Source organism: Paenibacillus sp. DMB20, from assembly GCF_000987955.1.
In the GTDB taxonomy this organism is placed as follows: Bacteria; Bacillota; Bacilli; order Paenibacillales; family Paenibacillaceae; genus Paenibacillus_AQ.
Genome location: NZ_LAZU01000044.1, coordinates 93,027 through 109,502, shown reverse-complemented (window position 1 = coordinate 109,502; position 16,476 = coordinate 93,027). Strand labels below are relative to the sequence as shown.

At 56.5% G+C, this 16,476-nt stretch carries 11 protein-coding genes and 1 pseudogene; 11 read left to right on the top strand and 1 reads right to left on the bottom strand.

Annotation, left to right across the window (positions count from 1 at the left end; genetic code table 11):
- The 8 genes and pseudogenes from XI25_RS25975 to XI25_RS25940 all read left to right on the top strand — a co-directional run.
- Positions 1–395, top strand: a 395-nt coding sequence (locus XI25_RS25975; RefSeq protein WP_046680891.1) for a DnaJ C-terminal domain-containing protein, incomplete at its 5' end; no start/stop codon positions are given.
- Positions 396–589: 194 nt separating this feature from the next.
- Positions 590–946: a hypothetical protein gene (locus tag XI25_RS25970; RefSeq protein ID WP_046680890.1), complete on the top strand. Its 357-nt coding sequence runs from the start codon at positions 590–592 to the stop codon at positions 944–946.
- Positions 947–1,008: 62 nt separating this feature from the next.
- Positions 1,009–1,200 (top strand): YfhD family protein, encoded by a 192-nt coding sequence (locus XI25_RS25965; protein ID WP_046680889.1) that lies wholly within the window; start codon positions 1,009–1,011, stop codon positions 1,198–1,200.
- A gap of 201 nt (positions 1,201–1,401) precedes the next feature.
- Complete coding sequence (gene prmA, locus XI25_RS25960; RefSeq protein ID WP_046680888.1) at positions 1,402–2,373, top strand: 50S ribosomal protein L11 methyltransferase; 972 nt, start codon at positions 1,402–1,404, stop codon at positions 2,371–2,373.
- 2 nt (positions 2,374–2,375) lie between these two features.
- Positions 2,376–3,059: a site-2 protease family protein gene (locus tag XI25_RS25955; RefSeq protein WP_046680887.1), complete on the top strand. Its 684-nt coding sequence runs from the start codon at positions 2,376–2,378 to the stop codon at positions 3,057–3,059.
- A 93-nt stretch (positions 3,060–3,152) separates the two neighbouring features.
- Complete coding sequence (locus XI25_RS25950) at positions 3,153–3,923, top strand: 16S rRNA (uracil(1498)-N(3))-methyltransferase (protein ID WP_046680886.1); 771 nt, start codon at positions 3,153–3,155, stop codon at positions 3,921–3,923.
- A gap of 2 nt (positions 3,924–3,925) precedes the next feature.
- Positions 3,926–5,265: pseudogene (mtaB, locus tag XI25_RS25945) on the top strand (tRNA (N(6)-L-threonylcarbamoyladenosine(37)-C(2))-methylthiotransferase MtaB).
- An 87-nt stretch (positions 5,266–5,352) separates the two neighbouring features.
- Positions 5,353–5,787, top strand: coding sequence for an NUDIX hydrolase (locus XI25_RS25940; RefSeq protein ID WP_046680885.1), 435 nt, complete (start codon positions 5,353–5,355; stop codon positions 5,785–5,787).
- 26 nt (positions 5,788–5,813) lie between these two features.
- On the opposite strand, the gene XI25_RS25935 is transcribed toward XI25_RS25940, so the two are convergent.
- Positions 5,814–6,785, bottom strand: a complete 972-nt coding sequence (locus XI25_RS25935) for a Na/Pi cotransporter family protein (protein WP_046680884.1) — start codon at positions 6,783–6,785, stop codon at positions 5,814–5,816.
- A 160-nt stretch (positions 6,786–6,945) separates the two neighbouring features.
- Here XI25_RS25935 and XI25_RS25930 point away from each other — a divergent pair, with 160 nt between their 5' ends.
- The 3 genes from XI25_RS25930 to XI25_RS25920 all read left to right on the top strand — a co-directional run bounded on the left by XI25_RS25930 (position 6,946) and on the right by XI25_RS25920 (position 16,452).
- Positions 6,946–8,319 (top strand): class I SAM-dependent rRNA methyltransferase, encoded by a 1,374-nt coding sequence (locus XI25_RS25930; protein WP_046680897.1) that lies wholly within the window; start codon positions 6,946–6,948, stop codon positions 8,317–8,319.
- A gap of 358 nt (positions 8,320–8,677) precedes the next feature.
- Complete coding sequence (gene addB / locus XI25_RS25925) at positions 8,678–12,190, top strand: helicase-exonuclease AddAB subunit AddB (RefSeq protein WP_046680883.1); 3,513 nt, start codon at positions 8,678–8,680, stop codon at positions 12,188–12,190.
- A 5-nt stretch (positions 12,191–12,195) separates the two neighbouring features.
- Positions 12,196–16,452, top strand: coding sequence for a UvrD-helicase domain-containing protein (locus XI25_RS25920; RefSeq protein WP_152669226.1), 4,257 nt, complete (start codon positions 12,196–12,198; stop codon positions 16,450–16,452).
- Positions 16,453–16,476: the final 24 nt, after the last annotated feature.

The following is a 16,476-nucleotide window of genomic DNA, read 5'->3' as shown; positions in this document are numbered from 1 at the left end:
CGGCGGGCGATTTGTATATCGTCATCCGGGTCAAACCGCACGATTTCTTCGAGCGCGAGGGCGACGACATTTACTGTGAAATCCCGCTCACGTTTGCGCAAGCCGCACTCGGCGATGAGATTGAAATCCCGACGCTGACCGAAAAGGTGAAGCTCAAAATCCCGGCAGGAACCCAGACGGGAACCTTCTTCCGTTTGAAAGGGAAAGGCGTTCCGCGGCTGCGCGGATTGGGACAGGGCGATCAGCACGTGAAAGTGGTCGTCGTAACGCCAAGCAAACTGAGCGATGAGCAGAAAGAACTGCTGCGGCAGTTTGCTTCCCTGGACGGGGAGCAGACGCATGAGCATGAGCAATCCTTTTTTGACCGCGTAAAAAAAGCGTTTCGCGGCGACTGACCGATGGATAACATCTAAAAGCCCGGCCGATATGGCCGGGCTTTTTTTCGGCGTTGAGCACATGGTAATGGCGAAGGTCGCAGGGGAATAAAACGGCTTACCTAAACGCAACCTAGGAAGGGTACCGTGTTTTCGTCGCGATTTTTAACCATCCCATAGTAAAGTGCAGGTGAGAAGATTGGCCGAAAAAAAACATACTGGCTTATTTCAAGAGCCCGGAGGAGGCCGAAGGCGTAGCCAAGAAGCTGCAAGCGCTGCGGGTCGCCGACCTGTCGATCGACCGTTTCAGCGCATATCCCGGAGGGGAACTTAACGATACGATGCACCCGCTGACCGGGGATATCGTCAGCCTGACGTCCATGACGCAGAATGCATCCCTTACCAACCGCTCGGCAGGGATATTGGGAGCGGTCGATCCTTCCGCAAGCGGAATGAGCGACGGGAGACAGGACGGTCTTGAAGGCCGTGATATTCTGCTTACGGTCGTGCTCGATGAAAATATATTCGATCAGGCCATGAGTATTATCGAGGGTGCCGGAGGCTTCGTTTAAAATTAAGAAAGCCAACCGACGGAAAGCTGGCCAGAAGAGATCATTATAAAGGAGAATGCATCATGATGCGGCGTGTGAAAAAGGGCAGGATTGCCGACAAAACGGAAAAGATGATCGCTTTGCAATCCGCAAAAGCGGAAGACGTGGAATTTTCGGCTCTGGAAGCCGACGCGGATGACGTCGAAGCGCTGCGCCGCAGCGAAGCCGCCGACGAGCGGCAGCTGAAGGCCATGTTCGATAATCATGAAAAGTAATGAACGGCATGGGGCGCCAAGCCCAGATTTTACAACTTTAGATGGCGATAATGACCATCCAGAACATAGCAGGCCCTTTTCGCATGAACGCGGAAAGGGCCGATTCTGTAAAGGCAAACATGATTGTTTCTTAAATTTTGTAACAAGGGTCCTCGTATAGTACAATATTACGTATGTAAAAACGAGGAGGATCACCTGAATATGTTATGGCATGAATTTACGATACATACCACGGAGGAAGCCGTGGAAATGATTTCGAACTTTTTGCACGAGGCGGGAGCAGGCGGCGTATCCATCGAGGAATCGGGCTCACCGAACAAAAAGCGGGACACCTCCCTTGGACAATGGTACGACGAGGTGCCTTTTAACGATATTCCTGAAGGACAGGCGGTCATAAAAGGTTATTTTTCGGAGGAAGCCGACCTCGAACAGGTCCAAAGCGAAATAACGCCCCGCATCGAAGAGCTTGCAGACTTTGGCATTTGTGCAGGCGAGGTGCGTTACGAATTGAAAACGGTCAATGAGGACGAATGGGCAACGGCATGGAAGCAGTACTTCAAGCCGATCCGAGTCTCGGAACGCCTCACGATCAAGCCTACGTGGGAGGAGTATACGCCCGAATCGGAGGAAGAGCGCATCATCGAACTCGATCCGGGAATGGCTTTTGGGACGGGGACCCATCCCACCACCTCGCTGTGCCTGCGGACGCTGGAAAGCGTGATCCAAGGCGGGGAAGAAGTGATTGACGTCGGCACCGGTTCCGGCATCTTATCCATCGGCGCGGTTCATCTGGGAGCGTCCAGGGTGCTGGCGCTGGACCTGGATCCCGTGGCGGTATCAAGCGCCGTCGAAAACAGCCGTCTGAACGGCATGGAAGACCGGATTATGGTCAAAGAAAGCGATCTGCTATCCGTTTTGAAAGGCGGCGCCGAAAAGAATCTGGGCGTAAAACTGCCCGTGCAGGTCGTGGTGGCGAATATCCTGGCAGAGGTCATCCTTCTGTTCGTAGATGACGTGTATGCCGCTCTGAAGCCGGGAGGCGCGTATATCGCTTCGGGCATTTACAAAAATAAAATCGACATTGTTGAGCAAGCGCTGGTATCTTCCGGTTTTGAAATCGCGGACGTGTGCCGCGAGGATGACTGGGTTGCGTTTGTGGCAAGGAAGAGGTAGGAATGGAGTTTTTGGACCAATTATTATTCTATCCGATCGAACGCCTCCCTTTTTATCTAGCCACCCTTATTATAGCGTTTACGCTTCATGAATTTTCGCATGCGTATTTTGCGAACAAGTTCGGCGACCCGACGGCGAAACTGCTGGGCCGGGTTACGCTCAACCCTGCGGTTCACTTCGATCTGCTCGGCATTATCCTGCTGCTCATTGCAGGCTTCGGCTGGGCCAGGCCGGTTCCGGTCAACCGGGCCAACTTCAGCCATCCGCGTCGCATGGGGATCATTGTTTCCGCAGCCGGACCTTTAAGCAACATGCTGCTCGGGATCGTGGGGTGCCTGGCATATGCCGCCCTTTATCAATTCGGGGTAATTGAGGGGATTGATAACGAAAGAGCGGTTGATGCCATTCATATCTTTTTTGACACGTTTATCGTACTGAACTTTTTCCTGTTTTTGTTTAACCTGATCCCTCTTCCGCCTCTTGACGGTTACCGCATCGTGGAGGATGTCGCTCCAAGACGGATAAGCGCCAAGCTGCAGCGTTTCGAGCAGTGGTCGATACTGATCTTTTTGCTGATTATCATTATTCCGCCGTTTCAGGATTACACGATAAAACCGCTGTATCGAGGGGCGTATGGTTTATCCGTATTTTTCCTCGACATGTTTAACACTTTGTTCGGGGGGTAAAGCGTGGGTAATAGGCCGCGGATTTCCTCTGGTCAGGCGGGTTGAAAAGTTGTATGATGGGGTTTGGCGATTTTGACATAGGTGAGGGTACGTATGCAGCGATATTTTGTTTCGCCCGAACAGTTTCAGGGAGATCTTGTGAGCGTTACGGGGGAAGATGCCAGACATATTTCGAAAGTCCTGCGGGGCCGACCGGGCGATACGTTTATCGTCAGTGACGGCGCGTCCCGCGAGGCGCTCGTGAAGATCGAAAGCATAGAGCAAAGCGGCGTGACGGCGTCGGTCATTGAACCGCTTGACATGACGCAGGAGCCGAGGTTGAAAGTTACGATTGCCCAAAGCCTGCCGAAGGGCGACAAAATGGAACTTGTCATCCAGAAATGCACGGAAATCGGAGCCGTTTCGTTTGTTCCGTTTTTATCCGAGCGGACGATCGTTCAGTACGACGCCAAAAAGGAAAGCAAGCGGCTGGAACGCTGGCGCAAAATCGCCAAGGAAGCCGCCGAACAGTCTCACCGGAACATCATTCCGTCCGTTGAACAGCCGGTAGGGTGGAAAAAACTGCTGGAGACGTTCGAGGACTACGATACCGTTTGCTTTTGTTATGAAAAAGAGTCGGGTTCTCAGTTAAGGGACGTGCTTGGACCGTTTGCGACGCAGGCGCTTAAAGAGCCGGAATCAACCGCCAGCCTGCTGCTGCTTGTCGGGCCCGAAGGCGGGTTTACCGAGGAAGAATGCCGGGCCGCCGAAGCGGCCGGCGCGGTATCCGTCGGCCTGGGCCGCCGCATATTGCGGTGCGAGACGGCGGGCATGACCGCACTCGCTTGCGCGTTATATGAATCCGGAGAAATGGGGGGAGTTTGAATATGCCATCCGTAGCGTTTTATACGTTGGGTTGCAAAGTCAATTTTTACGATACCGAAGCCATCTGGCAGCTTTTCAAGAATGAAGGCTACGAACAGGTGGACTTCGAACAAACCGCCGATGTCTATTTGATCAATACATGCCACGTCACGAATACCGGGGATAAGAAGAGCCGGCAGATGATCCGCCGCGCCGTCCGCCGGAATCCTGACGCCATCGTGGCGGTTACGGGCTGTTATGCCCAAACCTCGCCGGCCGAAATTCTGGACATTCCCGGCGTGGATCTCGTGATCGGCAACCAGGACCGCGACAAAATCATGTCGTTTATCCATGACATCGAGAAGACGCGCCAGCCGATTAATGCCGTACGCAATATTATGAAGACCCGGGCGTCGAGGAAATGGACGTGCCGAATTTTGCGGAACGCACGCGCGCTTTTCTTAAAATCCAGGACGGCTGCAACAACTTCTGCACCTTCTGCATCATTCCCTGGTCGCGCGGTCTTTCGCGCAGCCGCGATCCGAAGAGCATCATCCAGCAGGCGAGACAGCTCGTTCAGGCGGGTTACAAGGAGATCGTGCTGACCGGCATTCACACCGGCGGGTACGGGGACGACCTCGAAAACTACGATCTGTCCGATCTTCTCTGGGATCTGGATAAAGTGGAAGGTCTCGAACGGATCCGCATCAGTTCCATCGAAGCGAGCCAAATTGACGACAAAATGCTCGACGTGCTGAAACGTTCTTCCAAAATGTGCCGCCATCTGCACATTCCGCTTCAAGCGGGAGATGACACGGTACTGAAACGGATGAGACGAAAGTACACGACAGAGGAATTTTTGACGAAAATGAAGCTGATCCGCGAAGCGATGCCGGATCTGGCCATCACGACGGACGTCATCGTCGGGTTCCCGGGCGAAACCGACGAGATGTTCCGGAACGGTTACGAGCTTATGAAGGAAATCGGCTTCTCCGAAATGCACGTGTTCCCTTACTCCAAACGTACCGGAACGCCTGCTGCCCGCATGGAGGATCAGGTCGACGAGGAAGTGAAGAACGCCCGCGTCCATGAGCTTATCGATCTGTCCGAGCAGCTGCAATTGGCCTATGCCGAGCAGTTCGTCGGACAGGTCGTTGAAGTGATCCCCGAGAGGGAATACAAGGGAGCGCCGAACGGCGGCAAAATGCAGGGCTACAGCGACAACTACCTGCAGCTTGTTTTCGACGGAGGCCCCGAGCTTGAGGGACAAGTGTGCCGCGTGAAGATCACGAAAGCCGGCGTAAACGAATGCGAAGGCGTACTCGTTGGCGTTTTGGAAAACGGATTGGCCGCTGCTCAGTAATCGGGCGGAAAAAGCCATGCCTGACAAGGATTTCATTTCCGTCTTAGGGAAGTGAAATCCTTGTTGCACATAAAGGAGGATGGGGATATGAATCGAAAAGAGATATCGGCCGGGGGCGTCGTATACCGGAAAAAGGATGGAGACCTTCAAATTCAGCTAATCCAGGACCGCTACGGCAAAACTTCGCTGGCCAAAGGCAAGATGGAGGCCGGCGAAACCGTTGAACAAACGGCGCTGCGCGAAATTCTTGAAGAAACGGGCATCATCGGAAAAATCATCGCTCCGGTTGATATTATCGCTTATAAATACAACCACCCGGAATTCGGGCTGGTGGATAAGGAAGTTCATTATTATCTGGTGGAAGCCCAGGACGGGACCCTCAAACCGCAGGTTGAGGAGATCAACGGGGTAGATTGGTTCGAACCGCAAGCCGCCTGGAAAAAACAACGTCATAGCGGGTATGGGAACAACGATGTCATTCTGCGCAAAGCTTTGGCCATTTTGAACATTCATGTGCAATAGGCGTCCGCGCACCGAGGCAGCCATTTTCATTCTTTGGTAACCTTTCGCCAGACAGGCAGATAGCAGAGCGGCAGGGCAAGCAGGGAGCATACAATGTTGAAGATCGTCTGGGCATGGGCAATTTGGCTGCCCGGGTCGGATGCAAGCCATCCGGAAACGGCGGCAAGCGAGCCGATAAAGGGAGCGAACAGAAGCGCGCCTCCGATATTGAGACCCAAATGCGACCAGGCCACAAAGCGTCCGGCCCGCGTGCTTCCGATGGCTGCGATGAGAGCCGTGGCGCATGTGCCGACATTGGAGCCGAGAACGATGGCCACGCCGAGGATGGGCGGCATCACGCCGCTTACCGCGAGGCTCATGGCCATGGCTATCACGGCGGCGCTGCTGTGCATGAGCGCGGTCAAGGCGGCTCCTGCCAGGATGCCCCACGTTATGCTTCGCGAGGCGTGGTCGAGAAACCACTGAAACACGCCGAAATGCTGCAAGGAAGGCCCGATGGACTGCATGACGCGGATGCCGAGAAGGACGAGGGAAAAGCCTGCCAAGGCAAGGCAAAGAAATTGAGTCTTTTTAAGCCGAACGTGCAAGGACGATAATCCGGAGGGGATCCGTTCGTCCAAAACTACAGCTCCTGTCCACAGCATCAGCGACAGAATTAGCAGAGGCAGCGCCGCCTGCCCGATCTGCAGGCTGATCAGCTCGGTTGTCAGGGTGGTGCCGATATTGGTTCCGAGTATAATGCCGAGCGTGCCTCCGTAACCGAGGAGACCCGCGTTGGCAAAGCCGATCGTCAGTACCGTGACAGCCGTACTGCTTTGCAGCAGGGCCGTGAGGCCCGTGCTCGCCAGCATCCCTTTCAATGGGGTGGAGGTCGCCTTGTTCAGCCACCCGTGAAGCATGGGCCCTGCCCACTTCTGAAGCGATACCTCCATCACCTTCATGCCCAGCAAAAACACGACAAGACCGTAAACGACCGGAAACCATAAGGATGAAAGCATGTGAATCTCCTTTGCGAATGTGGTTAAACTACCGCTAAATGCGGTCTGTCTTCTGAGAAAGTACGTCGATAGACTTATTAAATACATATATGCCCCTGGAAGGACATGCATGCAAAGGATTGTCCGGCCGGGACACGATAAATCAGGGAGTGAAGCCGCAATGCCATCGGTCATTCTGGATCGAAACCGTAAAAAAAGATTGGAAGAGAGCCACCCTTGGGTGTTTAAAAGCGAAATTGCAGCACTTGAGGGAAATCCGGTACCCGGAGAGATCGTTCAGGTGCTGAATCATCAAGGCCGTTTTTTGGCTTCGGGTTACTATAATCCGAATTCCCAGATCACGGTGAGGGTCGTTTCATATCAACCGCTGGAAAAAATGGACGCCGCATTTTTCGCAGCCAGATTCCGGGATTGCCTGAAGCACAGGGAACGGTTTATCGGGGATCAAAACGCATATCGGCTTGTGTACGGAGAAGCGGATTTTCTTCCGGGGCTGATTGTCGACCGGTTCGCCGGCGTGCTTGTGGTTCAGCTGCTGACGCTCGGGATGGACCGCTGCCGGGAGAGCATCGTGGAGGCGCTTGCGGAGGCGTTGAACCCGATCGGCATTTACGAACGGAGCGATGTGCCCGTCCGCGAGCTGGAAGGCCTGGAACAGCGCAAAGGGGTACTGTACGGGGATTGTCCGCGTCATGTTACCGTCATGGAAAACGGCCTGAAGATCAAGGTGGATATCGAAGAAGGGCAAAAGACGGGATACTTTTTTGACCAACGCGAAAACAGGGCATCCATCGAGCCGCTGATGACGGGATGGGGCGGACGAAGCGGCATTACGCTGCAGGAGCGCGAGACGGAAGGCCGGATGGAGCGCGTTCCCGTGAACAAGAGCGGCAAAGAGGTGACGTTTCCTTATTGGGACGGCGCAACGGTGCTGGAATGCTTCTCGCACACGGGAAGCTTTACGCTTCATGCTTGCAAATACGGCGCCAAGAAGGTGACCTGTCTCGATATTTCCGAGCATGCCATTGCGAGCGCGCGGGAAAACGTGGAGCTTAACGGTTTTCAGGATCGCGTGGAGTTTGTCGTGGACGATGCATTTCAATACCTCCGCAACCAGGTCAAAGGAGCCCAGGAGCGGGAGGAACGCGCCGCCGGGGACCGAAAAGTGGATACGTCCAAACCGTTGACGGCCGGAGGCGGGCGAACTTGGGACGTCGTCATTCTGGACCCGCCCGCTTTTGCCAAAACCAAGGGGGCGGTGAAGGGAGCTTGCAGGGGATATAAGGATATTAACCTTCACGGCATGAAACTTGTGAACGAGGGCGGATATCTTGTCACGGCCAGTTGCTCCTACCATATGCGGCCCGACTTGTTCCTGGAGACGATCCGCGAGGCGGCCCGGGATGCCGGCAAGATCCTCCGTCTCGTGGAATGGCGCGCGGCGGGTAAAGACCATCCGCAAATTCTCGGCGTCGACGAGGGCCACTATTTGAAGTTTGCCGTGTTTGAAGTCCGCAGCAAATCATCTCTGTAAGGCTGCCGACAGAAGAAGCTGCCACATTGATGTAAGCGGCGGGGTTCATCCGCGGGAAGGGCAGCCTGGTGCTAGTCAAAAAAATCAAGCTGGACGGGGAAGCTGCCGTTCAGCTTTTTTGCGCATATTTGGCAGTGTCATCCAAACGTATGTTCCATTGTTCCCCACTATGCTATACTAATAGACAACATCTTTTTGAAGTTATAGATTTTGAGAAGGAAAACCCGGTCGTGCCCATTCTGATTTTTCATTGAAAAACCAAACGAAAGAGGCCGGCTAATCGATAGATTTAGGTACAGGGATTGAGTACATAATCAGGATCCGCAAGAAGCGGTCTTGTGATTGAAGGAGGCAGCATATGTCTTTGCATTTTATCATCGGACGTTCGGGCAGCGGGAAAAGCACGGCGTTGCGTAAAGAGATGGCCGGACGTCTGGCGGAAAATCCCCAAGGGAATCCGATGATACTGATCGTTCCGGAGCAGGGCTCGTTCGAAGCGGAGCATGCGTTGGTGACCACGGGCCGGGTTAAGGGCAGCCTAAGGGCCCAAGTGCTCAGCTTCCGGCGCCTGGCTTACCGCGTGATGCAGGAAACCGGGGGAGCGGCCAAAGTGGCGATCCGCGAGGAAGGCAAACGAATGCTTCTGTACAAAATCATCCAGCGGCGGAAAGAAGAGCTGAAGCTGTTCGGAGCATCCGGGGAGCAGCTCGGTTTCGTCGGAAAGCTCAGCGAGCTTTACACCGAGATGAAACGCTACTGCGTGGATGCTTCCTGCGTGGAGGAGCAGCTGGAGCGTCTGGCTTCCGCAGCCGGAAGTCCGCCGCTGCTGCGCCGGAAGCTGGAAGATATTTTAACCGTATACAGGGACTTTGAACACGAGATGTCGCCGCTTTACATGGATGAGGAAGATACGCTGGTCAAGCTCGCTGAAGGAATTGCGGAATCCTCGTATATCCGGAATGCGGACATTTGGATCGACGGGTTCAACGGGTTCACTCCTCAGGAATACGTCGTTCTAAGGGAATTGATGTCGCATTCCGCATCGGTCACGGTGGCGTTGACGCTGGACAGGCCGTATACGGACGGCGCCCTTCCCCATGAACTCGACCTGTTTCATCCGACGGCCGTGACATACATGAAGCTTAAAGGCATTGCCGACGACCTGGGTCTGGACACGGCGGACACCGTTCTTCGCCCCGACGTGCCGCCCCGCTTTATGGACCGGCCGGCCCTCGCCCATTTGGAACGGGGATTCGACCGCAAAATCCGATGGCGAACACCGGGAACGGAGCCAGGGAAGCAGCCGGAAGGGATATGCCTGTATGCGGCGGCGGGCCGCCGTGCCGAAGTGGAGGGCGCCGCCCGCGAGATGCTGAGGCTGGCAAGGGAAGAAGGAGCGAGGTTCCGAGAGATGGCCGTCTTCTCCAGAAATCTGGCGGATTATCAGTTTCTGTTCGGACCGCTGTTCCGTGAATACGGCGTGCCTTACTTTCTGGACCAGAAGCGGAGCGAGCTGCACCATCCGCTGATCGAGTTTATCCGTTCCGCCATGGAAGTCGCGATTCGGCGATGGAGGTATGAGGATGTTTTCCGGTGCATCAAGACGGACTTCCTGCTGCCTCTCGACGGCTCGCTATCCCGGGAAGATATGGATCGGCTGGAGAACCACGTGCTCGCTTCCGGGATTCATGGCTCCCGCTGGACCGATGGACGGCACTGGAGGGGAATACCGAGCCTGTCCCTGGAAGAGGGAGACGGCGGCAGACGGCTGGCTGAGGGACTCGAGACGATTGAACGGTGCCGCGCGGCGGTGACGGGTCCGCTTCAAGCTTTTGAGAAGAGAATGAAAAAGGGATCGACGGCCCGCGACAAATGCGCGGCCGTTTACAGGCTGCTTGAGGAGGCGGATGTTCCAGAAAAGCTGGAGCTGATGAGCCGCTCCGCACTCGATGCCGGAATGCCGGAACAGGCCAGAGAGAACCGGCAGGTGTGGGGAGCGGTTCTCGATCTGCTGGACCAGATCGTGGAAATGATGGGGAATGAAAAGCTTGGCGCCGAAATGTTCGCGGGGATTCTGGACACCGGTTTATCCGAGCTGGAGATGGCCCTCGTTCCGCCTTCACTGGACCAGGTGCTTGTCGGAAGCATGGACCGTACGCGTACCGGGGACGTCAAATACGCTTTTCTGCTTGGAGTTAACGACGGCGTCATTCCGGCGCAGTTCCAGGATGACGGCATCCTGTCGGAGCAGGAGAGGGTATCCCTGGAGGCTTCCGGGATGGAGCTCTCTCCCAATATCTCCCGCCGCCTGCTGGATGAACGCTTTGTCATCTATTCGGCGCTGACGGCCGCCAGCCGGCAGCTGTGGGTCAGCTATCCGGCTGCGGACCAGGAAGGTAAAACGCTGCTGCCCTCCGAGGTGATCCGGCATTTGAAAGCCATGTTCCCGCTTAAAGAGCGAATCCTTACGGCACAGCCCCACGGCGAATTGTCTCCGGAGGAGCAGTACGGCTTTATTGCCGGCGGAACCAAATCGCTTTCCTTTCTTGTCGGCCGGCTCCGGGATTGGAAGAACGGAGGCAGCCTTCCGCCGGTATGGTGGGAGGCGTATAACTGGTTTGCGCGGAGCCCGGTCTGGAGAGACCAGCTGGGACTTATGCTGTCGTCGCTTTCTTACCGCAACGAAACGCGGAGCCTGAAGGTGGAAACCAGCCGGCGTCTATATGGAAGCAAGCTGAGAACCAGCGTGTCGAGGATGGAACGTTTCGTTGCCTGTCCTTTTTCCCATTTTGCGTCACATGGCCTCAAGCTGAAGGAACGTCAGCTATACCGGCTTCAAGCCCCGGATATCGGGCAGCTGTTCCATGCGGCGCTGAGCGACATGGCCGCGCGTTTCAAAGAACAGAAGCGCAGCTGGGGGGATTTGACCGCGGAGGAATGTCTCCGCGAAGCGGAGGCGACGGTGGACAGGCTGGCTCCGCTGCTGCAGGGGGAGATCCTGCTCAGCTCCAAGAGATACGGTTATATCTCCCGCAAGTTAAAAAGCATAGTCGGCCGCGCTTCCGTCATTTTAGGCGAGCAGTCAAGAAGAGGCAGCTTCGAGCCGGTCGGCTTGGAACTGGATTTCGGCCCGGGCAAACCCATTCCGCCCCTGGCCTTCCAGCTGCCGAACGGGGTGTCGATGGAAGTTGTCGGCCGAATTGACCGGGTGGATATGGCACGGGGCGAGAACGGCATACTGCTGCGGGTCATCGACTATAAATCGAGCCAGAAGGACCTGAAGCTGCACGAGGTTTATTACGGGCTTTCCCTTCAGATGCTGACGTACTTGGACGTGCTGCTTACGTTTGCGGAAGACTGGCTGGGCGAGGCTGCGCTCCCGGCAGGAACGCTTTATTTCCACGTGCACGATCCGGTGCTGCAGTCTCCGAACGGAATGTCGCCGGACCAGGCGGCGGAGGAACTGCTCAAGCGATTTAAAATGAAAGGCCTGCTCCTTGCCGACCGGGAAGCCGTAACCTTGATGGACTCCCTGCTTGATAAAGGACATTCCGCTATCCTGCCGGTCGCCGTGAAGGCGGACGGAAGCTTTTATAGCAGTGCCGCCGTCGCTACGCCCGATCAATGGGAAACGCTGCTTGCGGCGGTCAGGGAGAACATCGTGAGGATCGGCTCCCGCATTACGAACGGCGAAGTGTCCATCGAACCCTACCGGATTCAGCAGGAAACGGCATGCGCCCACTGCTCCTATCGTTCGGTATGCCAGTTTGACGAAAGCATGGAAGGCAGCCGGTATCAGCTGCTTGGGAAGCCGGGCAAGGATCAGGTATGGGATCTTATCGGCAGGCTGAAAGGAGGAGACGGAAGGTGAATCGAATGATGGAAAAACCGGAAGGCAGCATGTGGAGCGACGACCAGTGGAAGGCGATTGCGATGAGCGGCGACGATATCCTGGTTGCCGCTGCTGCCGGTTCCGGAAAAACCGCGGTCCTGGTCGAGCGGATCATCCGCAAGATTACGGATGGAAGCGCGGGCTTCAGCGTGGACCGTCTTCTGGTCGCCACATTTACCAAAGCGGCGGCGGCCGAAATGCGCGAGCGCATCCGGGAAGCGCTGGAGAGGGAACTGGAAAATGACCCCGACAGCGAGCATCTTCGCCGGCAGCTCGCGCTTCTCGGCCGGGCTTCGATTACGACCCTCCATTCCTTTTGCATGGATGTGATCCGGCGTTATTATCAACTGATTCCGCTGGATCCGGGCTTTCGGATCCTGAATGAGAACGAGGCGGACTTGCTGCGCCAGGACATTCTTGAAGAGCTTTTCGAGGAGAAATACGGGGATTCCGCCCAGGGCGGAACCTTTATGCGCCTGGCGGACTGGTTCAGCGGGGAGCGCAGTGACGATGCCTTATACCGCCTCGTGCAGCGCCTGTACGACTTCTCGCGAAGCCATCCCTGGCCCGACCGGTGGCTCCGGGAGACGGCGGCGGCATTTCGGGTGGCGGACACGGCGGCACTCGGGCAAACGGCCTGGGTCCGCAGCATACTGGCGGATGCCCGGCTTTCCTTGTCGGGCGCGGCCGGACTGATTGAACAGGCCCGTTCCCTGGCGCTGCAGCCGGGCGGGCCGGCCGCTTACGCGGCCAATCTGGACGAGGATGCGCTGCTTGTGAATTCGCTGCTTGAAGCCGTTCGGGAGCGGCCGTGGGAAGAATTATACGAGATCTTCCGCAACGTCACCTTCGGCAAGCTGAAATCCGTCCGCAAGGATGATATCGTGCCCGAGCTGCAGGAGCGGGTGAAAGAGTTGCGCGATAACGTGAAAAAGTCGGTCAATGACCTGAAAAACGCGCTGTTCGGACGCACCGCGAAACAGTTTCTGGATGAGCTGCATGCGGTGGCTCCGCTGATGAATGAGCTGGTGGAGACGGTTATAACATTTGCAGACCGCTACCGTTCGGCCAAAGCGGCCAAAAGCACCGTCGATTTCAACGATCTGGAGCATTACTGCCTTCAAATTCTGAGACACCCGGATTCCACGCCTGAAGAGGTGATGCCGTCCGATGCCGCGTTGGAATACCGTGATCAGTTCGACGAGGTGCTGCTGGACGAATATCAGGACACCAACAGCGTGCAGGAAGAAATCGTCCGCTTAATTTCGAGGAATTGCCCGGGCAACCGGTTTATGGTGGGGGACGTCAAGCAGAGCATTTACCGTTTCCGCCTGGCCGAGCCGGGACTGTTTCTGGACAAGTATAAAAAATACGGAACGGGCAGCGCCGAAATGGTCGGCTCCGGACGGGCAGATGCCCTGACCCTAAGCGTTGCGGGTGCTTTCGGCATCGACGGGGAGGCGGTGAGCCTTCAAGCGGGACCTGCCGGAGAAAAGGCAGGCATCCCGGAATCGAAAGACCGGCCGGGAGCCGGCATACGCATTGACTTGGCCCGGAATTTCAGGAGCCGGATGGAAGTGGTCGATGCGGTCAATATGCTGTTCCGCCAGATCATGAACGAAACGGTGGCTGAGATCGCTTATGATAGCCGGGCAGAGCTTGTATGCGGCGCTGCCTTTCCACAGTCGGGGGGCTCCGGGGATGGCGGTGAACGAGGGTATGCGCATGAAACGGATAAAGGTTTTGCCGGCCCGTTTACGCCCGAGCTTCTCCTGATTGACCGCGCCGGCGCGGATTCGGCGGCTTCTGAAGTTGAGGGAGAAGGCGGCGGGGAATCCCCGTCGCAGGAGAGCGAACGCATCGAAATCGAGACGGCGCAGCTGGAGGCGCGCGCGATCGCCCGGCGAATCCGCGAGATGACGGGGGAAAACGGCAAGCCGATGATGGTTTACGACAAATCCCAAAAAGCCATGAGGCCCGTGGTGTACGGCGATATGGTAATCCTGCTACGTTCTGCAAGCGTGTGGGCTCCATTGATCATGGAAGAACTCCGCCAAGAGGGAATTCCGTCCTTCGGCGAACAGAGCAAAGGTTATTTCCAAGCGATCGAGGTGGAGATCATGCTGTCTTTGCTCCATGTCATCGATAACCCGCGCCAGGACATCCCCCTTGCTTCGGTGTTACGCTCGCCTCTCGTCGGGTTAACGGAGGAGGAATTGGCGCAAATTCGCCTGTACGCGCCGGGGGCCTTTTATGATGCGCTGACGGAAGCCGTTCGCGGTTATGAGCCGCCGGCGGCGGTGCTTACGGGCATCGGCACGGGGCGTTGGCATGCCGGGTTGGAGCTTCTGCCGGGCATGGCCGAAGCCGCGGCAGGGGCGACGGGCTTGCAACCAAGCGGTGAGACAAACGCTCAGTCTAACGGGTCATCCGATTCCGCGGGCCGGATATCCGAAGCGCTCTTTTCCAAACTGACCCGATTTATCGACCGGCTGCAAAGCTGGCGCAAGGACGCGCGCCATGGAAGCCTGAGCGACCTGATTTGGCGGATTTATAGCGAAACGGGATATCCGGACTGGGTCGGAGGACTTCCGGGAGGAAGCCAGCGCCGGGGCAATTTGACCGCGCTTTATGACCGGGCCGTGAAGTATGAGCAGGATACCTCCTCAAGAGGGCTCTTCCGTTTTCTCACGTTCATCTCGCGGCTTCGGGATAACGGAGGAGACTTGGGAGCCGCAGGCGGGCTGGAAAGCCAGGGCAACGCCGTCCGGCTGATGACCATTCACAAAAGCAAAGGACTGGAGTTTCCGGTCGTCTTTATCGCCGGACTTTCCAAAAATTTTAACCAGCAGGATCTGAACGCTCCGTTTCTGATGCATAAGGAGCTTGGTTTTGGACCGCGATATGTCGACGAGCAGCTTCGCGTCGCGTATCCGACGCTGCCGAATCTGGCCATTCGGCGCAGATCGCAGATGGAGCTGCTGGCCGAGGAAATGCGGGTGCTGTATGTGGCGCTTACCAGGCCGAAGGAGAAAATGATCTTGGTCGGAACGGTAAAAAACCTGACCCAGAAGGTGAGCGACTGGATCCAGGCCGACGGTTCGCCGGAGCTGCTGCTGCCTGATTACATGCTGGCCCGCGGCCGCAGCTATCTGGACTGGATCGGTCCCGCCGTCATCCGCCATCCTTCTGCCGCCCTCCTTCGTGAAGCCGCCGGTGCGGCACAGGCGGAGCATGCGAATTTATTCCCGGACGGGACGGGGTGGCAGATCAGGCTGGAAACGGCCGAGTCGCTGGCCGGGAATTCGCCTTCACTGATGGAGGAGCAGGAAGCAGACCGTGATCACGGCCGCTCCGGCAAGGAGTCTGCGCTGCGGAAGCTGGAGCCGGTGCCTGACATCGGCTGGAGCGGAGAGGGCAGCGTCCAGGAGATGAGACAGGACCTGTACCGCCGGTTGAGTTGGACTTATCCATACCTCACCGTAAGCGGAATATCCGCCAAAACATCCGTTACGGAGATGAAAAAGCTGCTGGCCATGCAGGATAGCCCCTCACTCGATATGATGGAGGAAAATGCCCTTCGCCGCCGCGGTGATAAGGATGAGGGAGACGGCGGAGCGTTCACCCTGAACCTCCGCCGACCGAAATTCATGGAAGCGGCTCAGCTGACGCCGGCCGAACGGGGAACGGTATATCATACCATCATGCAGCATTTGCCGTTAGAACCCGGCGGTGATCTGGCGTCCATTGAACGGACGATTGCCTCACTGACGGAAAAAGAGATGATTACGGGCGAACAGGCTGCCGCTGTTGCACCCCGGGAGATTTTAGGCTTATTTCATAGCGAAGCCGGAAGAAGGCTGACGGAAGCGGAGCAGGTATGGCGGGAAATGCCGTTTTCCTACGCTCTGCCGGCCTCGGAAGCGTATCAGGGCTTGTCCTTCCTGGACCTCTCGGATGGCAGGCTGAAATCGCCCGAGGGCGGCGCCGCGATGCTTGATGGCGAATGCGTGTTAATCCAGGGGGTCGTGGACTGCCTGTTCCGGCAGAACGGACGGCTTGCGCTGCTGGATTATAAAACGGACCGCGTGCTGGAGCACCGCGGAGGGATAGAGGCGCTTAAGGAGCAGTACCGGTTTCAACTGGAGCTGTACGCCAGGGCGCTTGAGGATATTTTGGGAGAGCCGATCCATGAAAAATGGCTTTACTTTTTCGACGGGGGCCACTCGGTACTTTTGTGATCATTCATGTTTGAAATGCCGTTT

Excerpts from the sequence above, each read along its gene's own strand:
- XI25_RS25965 (WP_046680889.1), top strand. The coding sequence starts at position 1,009 with ATGATGCGGCGTGTGAAAAAGGGCAGGATTGCCGACAAAACGGAAAAG.
- prmA (WP_046680888.1), top strand. The coding sequence starts at position 1,402 with ATGTTATGGCATGAATTTACGATACATACCACGGAGGAAGCCGTGGAA.
- XI25_RS25955 (WP_046680887.1), top strand. The coding sequence starts at position 2,376 with ATGGAGTTTTTGGACCAATTATTATTCTATCCGATCGAACGCCTCCCT.
- XI25_RS25950 (WP_046680886.1), top strand. The coding sequence starts at position 3,153 with ATGCAGCGATATTTTGTTTCGCCCGAACAGTTTCAGGGAGATCTTGTG.
- XI25_RS25940 (WP_046680885.1), top strand. The coding sequence starts at position 5,353 with ATGAATCGAAAAGAGATATCGGCCGGGGGCGTCGTATACCGGAAAAAG.
- XI25_RS25935 (WP_046680884.1), bottom strand. The coding sequence starts at position 6,785 with ATGCTTTCATCCTTATGGTTTCCGGTCGTTTACGGTCTTGTCGTGTTT.
- XI25_RS25930 (WP_046680897.1), top strand. The coding sequence starts at position 6,946 with ATGCCATCGGTCATTCTGGATCGAAACCGTAAAAAAAGATTGGAAGAG.
- addB (WP_046680883.1), top strand. The coding sequence starts at position 8,678 with ATGTCTTTGCATTTTATCATCGGACGTTCGGGCAGCGGGAAAAGCACG.
- XI25_RS25920 (WP_152669226.1), top strand. The coding sequence starts at position 12,196 with ATGATGGAAAAACCGGAAGGCAGCATGTGGAGCGACGACCAGTGGAAG.